Raw genomic sequence first — 15,536 nt, forward strand, 5'->3', positions numbered from 1 at the left:
CACACTTTACCTGAATTAAAATCTCAGTCAATAATAAATTAAATGATTTTATTCAACTGGTTAAAACGCGATCTAACAAGGCGATATATAGCCAATTGCCGCTCGAATAACGCACTAGTTACACTGAATGGGAGAAAAAGGCCTTAGCGAAAATTTTTCCAGTATTAACGATAATCCGGACTAACCGAGCTTTCCGCTACTTACTCTGGCGAAAAATTCTATTGAGCCTTATGAAATTAGTTTGAACAATTTTTAATATGCTAAATATCAATCTGAGAATCAAATTACAACAGCGTTAGATTTTTATAAGCGGGACTATTTTTAGGTAACCTTTTTCACCGCGCCCTGCAAATCTAATTTTCTTTTACACTAGCTTTTAACACTAGCCTCTAGCAATAGACGGTTAAGCATGGCTCAATAGATAACCTGAGTTCGGCAAGGTATCTATCGAGCCTATATGATACAAACTTGAATACAAAAACGCCCCGCATATGCGGAGGCTTTCGTGATGGTACCCGTGGCCTGATTTCAACTGGCACGCACTATTTCAATAACGAGTGCGAGGGATTTACGTTAACTCAAATTTAAAACGTAAAAAAACCAGCTCGATGGCTGGTTTGATTGTATCTTCTAGATGAAGATGTTACCTGTGGCAGATTTGAACTTATTTGAACTTGGATGCCTTATTTAACGAGGTCGATCTTATTAAAAGTAATCCTGCGTACTTTTGTCATAGGCGTAAATACAAAAAAGCCCCCGCTTATGCGGAGGCTTTAATGATGGTACCCGTGGCCCGACTTGTACTAACACACTTATTTCAGCGAGGCAGATCTTATTAAAAATAATCCCTTGTAGCTTACCGCAACTCAAATTTCAGACGTAAAAAAACCAGCACGATGGCTGGTTTGATTACATCTACTAGTTGAAGATGGTACCCGTGGCCAGACTTGAACTGGCACGCTTATTCAGCGAGGGATTTTAAATCCCTTGTGTCTACCGATTCCACCACACGGGCAAACTCTTTGATTTTGATGATACGCATTGTCGGTATCAATACTGCTTACTCACTTGTTATTTAAACTAAAGAGTAAACTCACCAAATTCTTGTTCTTTTCATCATAACTCTTAAAGAGTTATGGAGGCGCGACCCGGAGTCGAACCGAGATCGACGGATTTGCAATCCGCAGCATAGCCATTCTGCCATCGCGCCATCTTATTAAATTGGAGCGACATATCGGGTTCGAACCGATGACCTATACCTTGGCAAGGTATCGCTCTACCAACTGAGCTAATGTCGCATTTCAATCTAATCGGTATTCAAGTTGATGCGTAATTCGCTTCCCCTTGACTACGGAATGGCATTCTACCGATTTACCCATCATAGTCAATCGCAGAAAAACATTTTTATGACTGTTTGATGTTAAATTCATCAAAAACAATAATATTGGCTTACTTTGCTTATATCTTGTTCTAATCTGGTGCTCATTTAGGCTAGCTTTCCTTATAGAACGTTTTAAACCCCCGATTACAGCATGAATAACTGTAACCCAAAATGCCACAAGTTAAGCTATCTCAACGTCCTCAACGTCACAGCCTTATTTTTATATATTGATACTTTAGCTTTGTTCGCGATTGAAGGCTGTTTTGTGGCTGCCCTTACCTATTTATCAACATAAAAAAACGCCTCTTGATTTAAGAGGCGTTTAGCGTAATTGTTTACCTACTGCAATTACCTAAGCAATTAGCCAATAGGTAATGATTGGTAGTTTAGGTTAAGCATTTTCTGCATAACACCAACAACCTGACAGCTATATCCGAACTCGTTGTCATACCAAACATAAAGAATAGTACGGTTACCTTCAGCAATAGTTGCTTGTGAATCAAGTACACCCGCGTAACGAGAACCAACTAAGTCGCTAGATACAATTTCAGTAGAGTCAGTGTAATCAATCTGGTTTTGCAGATCTGACTGAAGCGCCATATCTTTTAGGTATTCGTTCATCTCGTGTTTATTGGTTTCACCATTTAGGTTTAGGCTGATAATAGCCATAGACACATTTGGTGTAGGCACACGGATTGCGTTACCTGTTAGCTTACCTTCAAGTACTGGTAATGCTTTTGATACAGCTTTTGCTGCGCCAGTCTCAGTAATAACCATGTTCAATGGTGCACTGCGACCACGACGGTCAGCACTATGGTAGTTATCAATTAGGTTCTGGTCATTGGTATATGAGTGAATTGTTTCTACGTGACCGTTGACGATACCGTACTTATCATTAACTGCCTTTAGAATTGGCGTGATAGCGTTTGTAGTGCAGCTTGCTGCAGAGACAATTTTATCTTCGTCTAAAATGTCAGACTCGTTTACACCGTAAACAACGTTCTTAATCGCGCCTTTAGCTGGTGCAGTAAGTAGTACTTTGCTTGCACCTGGTGATTTAAGGTGTAGACCTAAACCATCTTCGTCTTTCCAAATACCCGTGTTATCTACAACAAGCGCATTTGAAATGCCAAACTTAGTGTAATCGACTTCATCAGGAGAATTGGCGTAGATCACCTGGATATAAGTACCGTTTGCGATAATTGCATTGTTTTCTTCATCAACTTCAACAGAGCCGTTGAATGGACCATGGACAGAGTCACGACGCAATAAACTTGCACGTTTTTCTAAATCACCTTTGCGGCCACCGCGTAATACAATCGCGCGCAGTCTTAATTTGTTGCTTACGCCTGTTCTTTCAATAAGAAGGCGAGCTAAAAGACGTCCAATACGGCCAAAACCGTATAACACTACATCTCTTGCTTCTTCGGTATCTTCATGGCTGATTGCATCAGCAAGCTCACGGCTCATATAAGCTTCGATTTGGCTTGCATCTTGGTATTCGCGCCAGTAATTAACAGCTAATTTGCCGATATCGACTTTACACTGTTTTACCGCTAACTTACTCAAAGCCTCTACAAATGGGAAGCTTTCACGTAATCTCAGTTTTTCACCAACATGGCGACGCACTAAACGGTGCGATTTAATGATTTCGATAGTAGAAGCATTTAGCAGAGGCTTGCCATAGACGACGACTTCTACACCTTGGTTACGGTATAATTTACCAAGTAACGGCTGCATTGCTTCAGCCATTTCGAAACGTTCTTGCCAACTTTGTAGGTGTTTATCAGCGCTCATTAACAGATCCTTTATCTCACTTTTCTGATTTAAATACAGAAATGTTTGAGTAACAAAAAGAAAAGACCAATAATCTAACGTTATGTAGGGTGTCTTTCCCCGTTTGGTCGGCGCCATTGTAATGAAAAGTTTGCTGTCAGGCTAGTCAGAAATTTTCTGTAACGATGTAATTTTATTAGAGAAAATCGCGTCAGGAGTCATGTTTGAATAAAAATTTTGTAATGTTTACATCATTTTTAGGATTTGTCGGTTTTTTTGGCCTTTTAGGCTGCGAAGGCCCTTCAAATACTCAGGTTATTTGTAACAAAAATCCTGAACTTTGTGCCGATTTGCATAAAGATAGTTGGTGTAGATTTGAAAAAGGCGACTTAATACGCAATCGCTATAAGCTAAAAACGACTCCAACACCTTCCGGCAAGTTAATATTTGACCAGCTGGTGTATTTGGAAGATTACAATAAGTGTGTCGAACTCGCCGCGGGTGTTCAGCACATCTTACATCCAGAGCGTACTAATGACAGAGCAAGAGCTTTTGGCCTTAGTTCACAGTCATTATTTGAACTTCAGCAAACCACGAAAAATAGTCAAGATCCTCACCTCGCCTATTATCATTGGTCACGCTTTAATGATGTCAACGCCGGCGATGTATTGTTTGCAGCAGAAAAAGCGGGTCTGATTAACGATGTTGAACTATTAGCGCAACTTGCAGCTTATTACCTTAGAACTAATCCAGAAAAGGCCAAGTCTCTTTATGCGCAAGTGCTTAATGGCAGTAATAAAGAAAACTTCCAGCCTGATTGGCTACTGGCACTTGCCACACTCTACCGTAACGAAAACAACCCAGAAGTTGAATACTGGCTATCCATGACCAATATAGTGATAACCGATGCGAAATACACACAGTCGCATATGTTAGCGTTACTAAAGGGTAATAAAGCATTACAGTTAAATCTTGATAAAGACGCGAATGAGCTTGCTCAGTTATTGGTTTCTGGAAATTATCAGCAAAGTAAGCTAAAAATGTTGCTGGATAAAGAAACAAACCACGCAGGATAAATTAAAACTGTTTTACCCAAATATTTGGTAAGCAGTAGTTGTTTTATGAAAATTGCGAATATTTGCGTAAATTCGCGATATGTGTAAAAAAATTACTTAATTTATTGCAGTAAATAGGCTTTTATCACCGATAAAACTTGACGAAGGCTGTCAATTTGGTAATTTTACTACCAGATTCTATTTAAACATTTACCAGAGGGATATGAGATGACTATCCGAGTTGCAATTAACGGCTATGGCCGTATCGGCCGCAATGTTCTACGTGCTCTATATGAAAGCGAAAAGAACTATCCTATCAAGATTGTTGCACTTAACGATTTAGGTGACGCATCAATCAATGCACACTTAACCAAATATGACTCTGTACATGGCCGCTTCAACGCTAAAGTTGAACACGCTGATGACGCAATTTTTGTTAATGAAGATAAAATCCTAACCTTCCAAGAGCGTGATCCTTCTAAATTACCTTGGAAAGAGCTAGAAGTTGATATCGTATTTGAATGTACTGGTATTTTCACTTCTAAAGAATCTGTGCAATCGCATTTAGACGCAGGTGCTAAGAAAGTTATTATTTCTGCTCCTGGTAAAAATGTTGATGCAACCATTGTATACGGTGTAAACAACGATCTAATCACTAGTGACATGACTGTTATCTCTAACGCGTCTTGTACTACTAACTGTCTAGCGCCTTTCGCTAAGCCACTAAACGATGAAATCGGTATCGAATCTGGTCTTATGACCACGATCCACGCATACACTAACGATCAGCGTTTATCTGACGTATACCACACTGACCTACGCCGCGCTCGCGCAGCTGCAATGTCAATGATCCCAACTCAAACTGGTGCAGCTGCTGCTGTTGGTTTAGTTGTTCCTGAGTTAGCGGGTAAATTTGACGGTTTAGCAGTTCGCGTTCCAACAGTAAACGTTTCTCTCGTGGATTTATCGTTTGTTGCGGCACGTGACACTAGCGTTGAAGAAATTAACGCTATTATCGAAAAAGCAGCATCTGTTGCGCCACTAAGCGAAGTGTTAGCTGTAAACCACGAGCCTCTAGTATCTATCGATTTTAACCACAATGCCTTCTCTTCTAACTTCGACGCGACACAAACTCGTGTAAATGGTCGTCTAGTTAAAGTGATGGCTTGGTATGACAACGAATGGGGCTTCAGTAACCGTATGCTTGATAACGCGGTTGCATTAATGAACGCTAAGTAATTAGCACCATTTGTAGAAGCCCAGTTTATACTGGGCTTTTTTGTGGATGTGCTTTAATGATTATTGTGCAGTTTTAACTATTTCAAACTCACAACGGTTACGTCCCTGCTGTTTTGCTTTATACATCAGCAGATCTGCTTGCTGCATTAATGTAGAGCTACCTACACATAAAGCTTCACTATGTACCCCACCAAGACTGACGCTAATCGCTATTTCGCCAATATCAGTTTGAAATTTCGTTGCTGAAATATGGTTTTGAATTTGCGTCGCTAAACATTTAGCTTGACTAAGGCTAAGGCCAACATCAAATATACTAAACTCCTCGCCACCAATACGGCCAAACGTCGCGCGACTATTTAATACGCTGTTTACTCGATAAACCACGGCTTGTAATACTTGATCGCCTATATGGTGTCCATACTCATCATTTACAGCTTTAAATTTATCGACGTCAAATATCAGCAAGGTAAGACTGCCTTTTTTAGAGGGCATTTGTTGTTCCAATTCATTCATATAGAAACGACGATTAGCAATTCCGGTTAACGGATCACTGCCAGCAAGCAGTTTTAGCTCTTCATTGGCTTTATTTAGTTCGCGGGTTCTATGTGAAACTGTGCGTTTTAGCTGAAAAACGTAGAAAGACACCATGCTTAGCGCTGTCAGCACCATCAAAGGTAATAGGTAATTTGGATAAACAGTCTCTACATGTAGCCATTTACGTTGGACTCTATCAAAAGTTGCACTATCAACTTTGTTAAAACCAGACTTTATAAAGTCCAATAGATGCGAGTTACCTTTTGCAACCGCGGGCTTTACCGATGCTGTGTATAGATGTTGAATGGGCGAAAATGCATTTTGTTGTTTTGCTGTGTAAAGGTAAAAATTAGCAACTTGAAAGTCAGCAATAAACACATTGATTTTATTTTTGAGTGCGGCACTAACCATTTGTTCATTGTTGTCAAAGCGTTCGAGCTTGGCATCTGGGTACGCAGCTTGGATAAAAGTATCTTCATAACTGCCTTTTATTACGCCTAGAGTTTCTGTTTCTATGATAGTGCTTACATCAAGGTTTAGAAGCGACTTATTTACAAAAAGCTGGCCATCTAGTTTGGCTAAATTATTACCAAAATCAAAAAACGCAGACCGCTGGCTAGACCATAATAAACCGGCGTGAACATCGGCTTTGCCCTGTCTCACTAGATCAATAGATTCTTCCCAATCTGTGAGTAAAAAGGTAATTTGAATATGGTTTGCGTTACCGAATTCATTCCACAAATCGATAAGCAACCCACTAGGCTGTCCGTTATCATCGATATATGAAAAAGGCTTCCACGCCTTAGAGTTAGCCACAACCAAAGACAGCGAGGTATTGGAAAGATTTGAATTAGATTCATCTGCCTGGGCAAATGTACTGATAGAGATTAAGATGAAACTGCACAAAAAGCTTAAATTAATCATTAAGCGGATGCATTGATTAGGACCCGTAAAGCTAACATTAAAACTATGTTGATCTTCGCTAATTGAAGCCACGAAATACAGATCCTTTGTGAATTCGTTGAATGGCTAAAAATACCATTATTCACAAAACTGAGCCATCGAAAGCCACGATTTGCAGTTCGGTTCAACCAAAGGTATTAATTTAAATTAAAAAGTTGACAGTACAAAGTATAGAAGTTTTTACGGTCAATTCTGAGTATCATTAACTGCGCTTGATCCTCACAACTTTAAAGATATCCATTTCAAATCCAGCAATACCCTGTTTATCTGCGTAATATGTCATATTGACGCTAGCCCCTGACAAGCTTTTATATTTTTTGGTTCGTTTAAAGGTAAATGGCGTATCGCAGTTATCTATCATAATGGTATGAAGCACCCAATCATCTTTCATTCTTTGGGTATGTGAGCAGACTTTGACTCCTTCAGAATGGATCAGTTGGTCGTGTTTAACTAACATTTTATCGACGTTGCTTTTCACTCTTCCCTCCAAGGCACCAAAAAAACTAAGCCTTAAAAATAGCACATCAGCGCTTTTGAGTAAAAATGATCACTCGTAATTATGCTCGACCGATATTTTCGGCATAAAAAAAGCGCTTGGTTATGAATAAGACCAAGCGCTTTTTATTTATAGAAGTTACCTATTAGGTTTAAGCTTCAGCTGTCCAGCCTAATTTCTTTTCAATTGATTCGATCATCGCGCCCGCAATGTCGATACCAGTAGCTGACTCGATACCTTCTAATCCAGGAGAAGAGTTGATCTCGAGTAACAATGGACCACGGCTTGAACGAATAATGTCGACACCAGCAACACGTAAACCCATAGTTTTTGCAGCTTTTATCGCCAACTGTCTTTCAGCAGCACTTACAGACACAATAGATGCGCTACCGCCCATGTGAATGTTTGCTCTAAACTCACCAGGAGCCGCTGTACGCTCGATTGAGGCAACAACCTTACCGTCAATCACAAAACAGCGTAAGTCTTTACCTTGGGCTTCTTTAATGAACTCTTGCACAAGTAGGTTAACGCGTAATGATTTAAATGCGTTAATAACACTTTCAGCAGCTTTAGTTGTCTCTGCAAGAACAACACCTTTACCTTGAGTACCTTCAAGTAACTTAACGATAAGTGGCGCGCCGCCAACCATATCAATTAGATCTTTAGTATCAACAGGTGAGTTAGCAAAACCACTTGTTGGAATATCAAGGTTGTTCTTTTGCAATAACTGTAAAGAGAACAATTTATCTCTTGAGCGAGTGATTGCATCAGAAGTGTTTAACGCTTCAATGTTTAGGCTTTCAAAGTGACGTGTTAACGCACAGCCGTAGAAAGTCATACTTGGTCGAATACGTGGGATTACCGCATCAACGTCGTTCAACACGGTACCGCCACGGTAATGAACTTCCGGAGAAGACGCATCTAACTTTAAGTAACACTGGCTGATATTTAAAAATACCATTTCATGGCCACGCTGTTCACCGGCTTCGATGATACGTTGGTTACTGTATAAGTCTGGGTTACTTGCTAGTAGACCGATCTTAAGACCGCTCTTCTTCGCTTTTTTAACGCCATATAGAGCTTCAACTTCATTATCGTTTTGCTCACCTAAACAGAAAGACTCTGATGGATCGACTAAGGTCTTGTTGCTCATCGCTTCACGACCAAGAAGCATACGGTATCCCATGCTATCGCGATTAGTCAGCGTAAGTTCAACTTCCCAAGCATGACCACCTAATTGAATAACAGAGGCAATCACATAACGCTTTTCAGACTCACCGTTTGAGCTCTTAACACTACGGCGGTCAACAACCTTGCTTTCACATTTTAGAATGATCTTGCGACTGTTTTGTATCGGGTGAAGTTCAAATGAAACCCATGGCTCCCCTTCTCTTTTAAAAGGACGGATATTGACGGCATGGATTGATGATGTTCTGGCGCCAGAGTCTACTCTAGCTTTAATTGCAGGAACACCAAGAGCAGGGAATGCACACCACTCTTCACTTCCGATAATAAACTTATTGTCGCTCATTACAATTCTTCCAGTTAAGTTAAATTAAGGAGCGCGAAAGTACTCCTTTTTTCAGCAGATGCAAACTAAATTTTAGTTATTTTCTACAAACGGATAGGATTTTGCCTAAAATCCTGAAAACTGAGACCTCTGTCGCCATTTTTTAGACGTATAAACGTCTGACAGCACAATGAAAACAGCTTGAGATTTAGCCTACCAAAAATATTGAAACTACAAAAGTTTGCGCAAAAATAAGCCAAACATTCAAGGTAAAAGTCTATTTGGTAGTGCTAAGTGTTGTTTAACAAAAATCAGGTCTAATAATACTAGTACAGTTACCAAGGGATCGTCTTACCTTGATAGTCGATAAAGTTGCCGCTTTGTTCAAAAGATAGCCTATCTATGACTTGCATCATTCCTTGTACCGATGTTTCTGTATCAACAAGGGCATGAGGTCCGCCCATGTCTGTTAATACCCACCCAGGATGCAAAGCAACCGATTTTACGCCATCAGCGGCTAAATCAATTGATAAACTTTTCACCACGGAGTTTAACGCAGCTTTAGAGGAACGGTAGTAATATCCACCACCGCTGCCATTATCCGCCATGCTCCCGACTTTAGATGAGATGAATGCTAACGTGCAACCTTGTGCAAGATTGAGTTGTGGATAAAGTAAGTTAGTGATAAACAAAGGCCCGAGTGTATTTATCTCTAATACTTTGCGCCACTCCACAAGATTTACCTCACCAAAACTAACACCTTTAGGGCCATAGTAACCTGCGTTATGAATAACAAGATCAAATGATTCTTCGGGCAGGTTTAGTGAATCGAGACTAATTTCATCAAGCTTATTTAAATCCAACTTAACAATGCTAAGCTTTTGATAAATAGTTTTAAGTGATACTAGCTCATTGGCTTCATTTGGCGTTCGGCAGCAGGCTGTTACTTGCCATCTGGCCGCTAAATAGGCTTTTACAAAAGCAAGACCAATGCCTCTATTGGCCCCGGTAATTAAAAGGTGGTTTGTCAAAACTAAACTCCTTTTTTACTCGAACATCAATTGATATCAAGTCCGTTTCGATTCTACTAACAAGATATAGCGCTAGACTTTATCTTATTTAAATTAATGTTACCTAGGTTTACTGTTACAAGATTTTTAACTTTGCCAATATCTTATGAAGTGTGTTGGGAAACGTAGGAATATGACGCCAAGTTCTAGCACATACCCTCATTCAATTAATAGATTGAGACCCTGTTTCGACTATGTTGGTTAAGAGCTCAAACAGAGTGATAAAACATTAGTTGCAACCTAATAAGTTTCTGATATTGCAAGCATAAAAAACTTGGTAACATCCTTGCGTTCAATACCTATAACCGAAACATAAACCACTTAGTAGTTTTAATGAATAGATTGTATTCATTTATAAAACTTTTTAAGAAAGGACTGAGCGCTAAAACTGATTGAGACTTGCGCCATTTCACTTGCTGAATTTTGATGTTGGCTTCAAATGAAAACATTAATTAAGATAAAGCGCATATTTAACGATAGCCCAAATGAACTGGATCATATGATAAAACAAAACAGTGCTTAAATGGTGTTGAAAACGGTGCAGGGAAAACCATAGTGTGGAAAACTCCGTAAACTGTATTTGGTTGATTTGCTTTTTATATCCTATATAGTAAGCAGCTATCGGTAGGTAATAAAAATAATTTTGTAAGGCATTGTTATCGCGATGAAAAAATTCGACATGGACGCCACAATCACAGATATAATTGGGTCAGGTATTTGTCGTAGGTCCGAGAAAATCCAAACGCTTTGGTCTGGATACGGAGAAATATCTCGTTATATCTGGGAGCCAAAACCAAGCTCATCGCCCTCTTCCACTCAATCATTCATCGTTAAAACGATTGCTCCTCCAGCGAACATTAATCATCCACGCGGTTGGGCTAATGAAATTTCTCATAAACGCAAACTACGCTCCTATGAAGTAGAGGCGAACTTTTATCGAAATTGGGCTCAGCAGTGTGATACTCACTGCCCCGTACCAAAGCTTCTTGGAGAATATGGTTTTAGTGTGGCCACACAGGAGAGACCTCCCTCTAAAAATACCAAATTGATAATAATGAGTGATCTAGATGCTGATGGATTTTCTAACAGAGCTGATACATTATCCGTCAAACAGACCAAGGTTGTTTTAAGTTGGCTTGCGCATTTTCATGCAAAGTTTATCGAATGTGACGATACCAAGGAACAGCATGATTTGTGGCCTATTGGTAGCTATTGGCATCTCGATACCAGAAAACAAGAATTCGATGCGATGCCTGATTCAGATTTAAAACTTTTAGCGATTAAAATCGATAAGTTACTGAATAGATGTAAGTATAAAACAATTATTCATGGTGACGCTAAGGTTGCTAACTTCTGTTTTAGTCGCGATTACACCCGTGTAGCTGCGGTCGACTTCCAGTATGTTGGCAGTGGCATTGGCGTTAAAGATGTTATTTATCTACTTGGTAGCTGTTTAACTGAAAATCAATTAGTGAATAATTTTGACACGTTAATGAATGAATATTTTAATTTTCTCACCCTGGCGATTCAGTTATATCATCCGGATCTCAACACAAATAATGTTGTAGATGAATGGCGTGGGCTTGTTGATATAGCATGGGCAGACTTCGAAAGGTTCTTGGTTGGCTGGGCGCCATCGCACCCCAAAAGAAATTGTTTTAGCCAAACCATTACCAACAGGGCATTAGCCCAAATAGCAGATAACCATCTTTAAACCTGAGTGGCTTTCATTCAATTCAGCCTAAAGAAAGTCATACAATCTATACGATTAAAAGAGTTGTATTATTTGATTCGCTAGTATAAACAATTGATTTCCCAGCATAGCTTTAACAAGTTCGCTAACTTAGGTAATCAAATGCTTAACTTAACCCTTATTTAGCTTTATAAGGCGCATTAAGCCAAAAAAGTTTAAAATAAAATCATTACTATCTGTTAGATAACACGTAAACCTTTATTGTTTACATAGTAACGTTATGAGTCGTACATATCAGCAGCATAACCGGCTTGATCACTTAACAAGCTATCGATAGCTTGGTCAAAAGTATCGATTTGGTTAATGGCCATATACTCCTTTAAACGGATTACTAAATCATTACTGATCTCAATGTGGGATTTTTTCTTTCTCTTTTTTATTTGAGAAAGCTCCTTCCTCACCATTCGCCAACCATAGTCGCTAAAATATAAATTCAATAGTTTGTTGGTATCGTTAAGTTCTGTTGCAACTGGTGAGCTGTGTTTTCTTTTTTTATTTAAAACTGAAAGGCTTTCACTTAGGCTAATGTAAAGCTGACTACGCTGCTCTTCACTTGGCAAATCCACAAACCAATCACGTCTAACTGAAATTTCAGTCAATGGGATCAATCGATAAATTAATGGTAACGCCAAAACCAATTCTTCAGTTTCGAGCAGTTTCAGCTTTCGCCCAGCCTTTGGCGCTGATAAATGGTAACACCAGTTATTATCGAACTCCTTGCAAGTAGCGTTTTCATTATTTAATTGTGCAAGTTCTACATCTGAAGTATCTACCTGGTCCATTAGCGTGTTCTACTCTTATTTTGTTTAAATGGTTACACCATATATATTCGGTATTATTTCAAAATTAAATTGAATAGTCTAGCTAAGCGTTTAAAAGTTAACAGTTTTAATTGAAAAGGGATTTTTCGAATTTTCACTTATATAAAATGGTTTAACCATTTATCTAGCTACACGATCAAATACTGATACCGCTAACCAATTCACACGCTAATTTCATATTGTGGTTTATAACTATCAGAGTCAAATTTCCTGATTACTTTGGAACAAGTTAAAGCTTTTTAAGATAGCGAGTTCTTATATAAAAGTAATTTTTGATGACGTCATCCTTCGCTGTGGATGTTTGGGTGCTTACTAATACGCTAAGTTTGATAAACTGCTAATGTCTAAACCGGTTCTCAGCTCTCAGTTCTTTTCTGTATGCCCATTTTAATCCTAGCTTTCACAATTGATTTAGCTCTGGATTTACCCTGCCCTTTTTTAGAGTTTTGACCTTCTTAGATTTAATTATTAGTCTTTAAAGATCTAGATAGAACATCACACTCAGTCAGGTTATTGCGGACCGACCTTTACCATGGTTAAACCATAGTTAAATAGTTTAATTTTATAAGTACCAATGACACCAACTAGGAAAATAAACTGTGATACTTTAAGTACGAATATCAAGCACATTTATACAATAATGTTTGTAACAACAGTAATGACTCGCACTAAGGCTAGCAAATTATTATTGCAGGAATTGCGATTACCAATTAGCTTGTGATCTATACAGTAACTTTATCCATTGAGTTAACGTAAAACGCTGTTCAACATTATTACTCTAAACATTTTGAAATAACTTTTTTGTTAAATTGATATGTACGCGGGCCATAATATTTTGGGTGTAAGTTCTTACTTAACAACTATGTCTAGTGCTATAACAGTCTTAATACGATAGTTTTAAATAGACTAAAAATGCGCTTGGATTATCCAATGCAAACGATGATCATCAAAGTTAAATTAACACTCATAAAACTCAATCGCGCTAGGGTTTTATTTGACAGCTGCTCTTATAGTAGAGATATGCTTCCTTCGCTAAAGTTTGCATGAAAAACGTCCAACCACCCACTTTAAAATGGTATAACCATAATTAAATTATTTGCAGTTAATGCGAGTATTACCCTGAATATCCTCATAGTAACGCATTTAAAAATAATTTAAACGTCAAAATTCCGATGAAAAAATAAGCAAATTCTTTTCATCGACTCTAAAGTACAGATTAGTATGGTATAACCATTTTACTTTGATTGTTGTTTGAGACTCAATCTTATTCCCAATTAGGAGGAATAACCAACTAAACAATTCCCAAATTTGTCGATAAAACCATCTCACTTTAAAGATTTAAATGAAGACTGATTTGGTTCAATAAATCCGACAAGCCAAATTTTTAATCGGCAGCGCGTCTAGCAACTCATATTTTGTATGAATATCACTCGAAAAGAGTCGTATTTATTAAATAGCGGCCTCTACCAGTGATAATGACGGTTATCACTGGTAGGAATAGGCCATTTTAAGTAAAATATCGGCTAGCGATAAGCAACTTACCGCCGAGTTTTACTAAAAATTTGGGGATTTTGCCCGTCAAAAAATAACCATCCTATATAAGAGTGGCTATTCGAATAAGCTCAGATCGTAAAAAACCAATTATCTGTAGATTTATCGCGTTCTTGTTCAGTGTTAAAAACGCCAAGTCTTAGTTTAAGTGGCAAGATCTAACGAAAGTATTCAGTGCTATTTTCAATGTATATGCAGGTAGCTTGATTGTCCTAAACGACTGAAATAGGCCATTTAACTTTGTTTCACACATTGGTGAAAAGCTAGTAGAGCAAAATTGTAAATAGAAAAGGCAATATGAACGAACTGACTCAATTTAATAGTGCATTAGTCATGAAGCAAGAATCAACACATGACGCTAATGAAAAGTTTTTCCAAGAAAATCAGTTACCCGTATCTATTCTTGATGATTACAAAAGTGCTGCCAGTGAAACTCAATATGAGATCTCGGCAAATACGCGTCGAGCCTACCAATCTAGTTTTGCTATTTTTAAGAACTATTGTGACCAACATAACCTGAGTGCCCTACCCGCTGATCCTCGAAGTGTTATTTCTTTCATCGGTCATCAAAAAGAGATTTATCAAGAGAAAAACGGCCACCAGCTTTCAAAGCAAACAATCAACTCGCGATTAGCAGCGATAAGATTTTTCCATATTCAAGCGGCGCATCATTCACCGACTGAACACCCGTTAGTGGTCAGGGTGATGCGTGGTCTAATGCGTAATCAATATCGACATACATCTGATTATGATCAGCAGCCGATCACTTATGATGAATTAGAAATGTTGCTCGCGATAATCGATCAGCAACCACAAGAGCTAACCCGATTAAGAGATAAAGCAATTTTACAGTTAGGTTTGCAAGGTGGCTTTAGACGTTCAGAGTTAGCAGAAGTAAAAATTGAACATATTAGTTTTCTAAGGGATAAGTTAAAAGTTCGGGTTCCCTACTCAAAAAGTAATCAACAAGGTCAGCGCGAATGGAAAGATCTTCCCAAGCATGAACTTTTTTCAGCCTATGATGCGGTACAACTTTGGTTAGATGCGACCAAATTAAAGCAAGGACATCTTTTTAGATCCCTTAGTCGCGATGGTAATTCCATTCGCGATTATCAAATTACTCAAGCTAGAAACGGTAAGGGATTTTTGAAAGGCGACGATATTTATCAATTGATTAAAAAGTATTGTGACAAAGCTGGGTTAAACTCCCGATTTTTTGGAGCCCATAGTTTACGAAGTGGCTGTGTTACCCAGCTACATGAAAATGATAAAGACCACTTATATATCATGGCAAGAACTGGCCATACTGATCCACGTTCCTTACGTCACTACTTAAAACCAAAAGACTAAATCATTAATATTAATGATTTAGTTATGCGCGGCCTCA

General features: G+C 38.5%; 10 protein-coding genes, 3 tRNA genes and 1 pseudogene. 4 read left to right on the forward strand and 10 right to left on the reverse strand.

From position 1 onward, the window contains the following. Positions 1-929: 929 nt before the first annotated feature. The 4 genes from MSG37_RS10890 to MSG37_RS10905 form a co-directional block, all read right to left on the reverse strand. Positions 930-1,015: transfer RNA gene (locus tag MSG37_RS10890), tRNA-Leu, on the reverse strand. A gap of 121 nt (positions 1,016-1,136) precedes the next feature. Then, positions 1,137-1,210, reverse strand: a tRNA-Cys gene (locus MSG37_RS10895). A gap of 12 nt (positions 1,211-1,222) precedes the next feature. Further along, positions 1,223-1,298 (reverse strand) — tRNA-Gly (locus tag MSG37_RS10900). 443 nt (positions 1,299-1,741) lie between these two features. Next, a complete protein-coding gene (locus MSG37_RS10905) occupies positions 1,742-3,178 on the reverse strand; it encodes a glyceraldehyde-3-phosphate dehydrogenase (protein ID WP_248470702.1) in 1,437 nt (478 codons plus the stop codon). 203 nt (positions 3,179-3,381) lie between these two features. Between MSG37_RS10905 and MSG37_RS10910 the strand changes: the two genes are divergently transcribed. Together MSG37_RS10910 and gap are read left to right on the forward strand one after the other, a co-directional pair. Further along, on the forward strand, positions 3,382-4,233 hold the full coding sequence (locus tag MSG37_RS10910) for a DUF2989 domain-containing protein (protein ID WP_248470703.1): 852 nt from the start codon (positions 3,382-3,384) through the stop codon (positions 4,231-4,233). A gap of 207 nt (positions 4,234-4,440) precedes the next feature. Further along, the gene (gene gap / locus MSG37_RS10915; protein WP_248470704.1) at positions 4,441-5,451 is read left to right on the forward strand and encodes a type I glyceraldehyde-3-phosphate dehydrogenase; all 1,011 of its coding nucleotides are present in this window, start codon (positions 4,441-4,443) and stop codon (positions 5,449-5,451) included. 60 nt (positions 5,452-5,511) lie between these two features. On the opposite strand, the gene MSG37_RS10920 is transcribed toward gap, so the two are convergent. The 5 genes and pseudogenes from MSG37_RS10920 to MSG37_RS10940 form a co-directional block, all read right to left on the reverse strand. Then, the gene (locus MSG37_RS10920; RefSeq protein ID WP_248470705.1) at positions 5,512-6,981 is read right to left on the reverse strand and encodes a sensor domain-containing diguanylate cyclase; all 1,470 of its coding nucleotides are present in this window, start codon (positions 6,979-6,981) and stop codon (positions 5,512-5,514) included. Between the two features lie 169 nt (positions 6,982-7,150). Further along, the gene (locus tag MSG37_RS10925; RefSeq protein ID WP_248470706.1) at positions 7,151-7,426 is read right to left on the reverse strand and encodes a hypothetical protein; all 276 of its coding nucleotides are present in this window, start codon (positions 7,424-7,426) and stop codon (positions 7,151-7,153) included. Between the two features lie 169 nt (positions 7,427-7,595). Then, entirely contained in the window at positions 7,596-8,483 is an 888-nt protein-coding gene (rimK, locus tag MSG37_RS10930; RefSeq protein WP_248470872.1) for a 30S ribosomal protein S6--L-glutamate ligase, read from the reverse strand. Positions 8,484-8,567: 84 nt separating this feature from the next. Further along, positions 8,568-8,975, reverse strand: a pseudogene (locus MSG37_RS10935) (ATP-dependent zinc protease); the annotation flags it as partial. 314 nt (positions 8,976-9,289) lie between these two features. Further along, positions 9,290-9,985, reverse strand: coding sequence for an SDR family oxidoreductase (locus MSG37_RS10940; protein ID WP_248470707.1), 696 nt, complete (start codon positions 9,983-9,985; stop codon positions 9,290-9,292). Positions 9,986-10,688: 703 nt separating this feature from the next. On the opposite strand from MSG37_RS10940, the gene MSG37_RS10945 reads away from it, so the two are divergent. Further along, positions 10,689-11,738 (forward strand): ecdysteroid 22-kinase family protein, encoded by a 1,050-nt coding sequence (locus MSG37_RS10945; RefSeq protein ID WP_248470708.1) that lies wholly within the window; start codon positions 10,689-10,691, stop codon positions 11,736-11,738. A 257-nt stretch (positions 11,739-11,995) separates the two neighbouring features. Here MSG37_RS10945 and MSG37_RS10950 read toward each other — a convergent pair whose 3' ends face one another. After that, the gene (locus tag MSG37_RS10950) at positions 11,996-12,559 is read right to left on the reverse strand and encodes a hypothetical protein (RefSeq protein WP_248470709.1); all 564 of its coding nucleotides are present in this window, start codon (positions 12,557-12,559) and stop codon (positions 11,996-11,998) included. 1,923 nt (positions 12,560-14,482) lie between these two features. Between MSG37_RS10950 and MSG37_RS10955 the strand changes: the two genes are divergently transcribed. Further along, positions 14,483-15,499 (forward strand): tyrosine-type recombinase/integrase, encoded by a 1,017-nt coding sequence (locus MSG37_RS10955; RefSeq protein ID WP_248470873.1) that lies wholly within the window; start codon positions 14,483-14,485, stop codon positions 15,497-15,499. The last annotated feature ends 37 nt before the right edge of the window (positions 15,500-15,536 follow it).

Origin of the sequence: Shewanella sp. 1CM18E (assembly GCF_023161665.1) — a bacterium.
In the GTDB taxonomy this organism is placed as follows: Bacteria; Pseudomonadota; Gammaproteobacteria; order Enterobacterales; family Shewanellaceae; genus Shewanella.

Coding starts and splice junctions, on each gene's coding strand:
- MSG37_RS10905 (WP_248470702.1), bottom strand. CDS start 3,178: ATGAGCGCTGATAAACACCTACAAAGTTGGCAAGAACGTTTCGAAATG.
- gap (WP_248470704.1), top strand. CDS start 4,441: ATGACTATCCGAGTTGCAATTAACGGCTATGGCCGTATCGGCCGCAAT.
- MSG37_RS10945 (WP_248470708.1), top strand. CDS start 10,689: ATGAAAAAATTCGACATGGACGCCACAATCACAGATATAATTGGGTCA.
- MSG37_RS10950 (WP_248470709.1), bottom strand. CDS start 12,559: ATGGACCAGGTAGATACTTCAGATGTAGAACTTGCACAATTAAATAAT.
- MSG37_RS10955 (WP_248470873.1), top strand. CDS start 14,483: ATGAAGCAAGAATCAACACATGACGCTAATGAAAAGTTTTTCCAAGAA.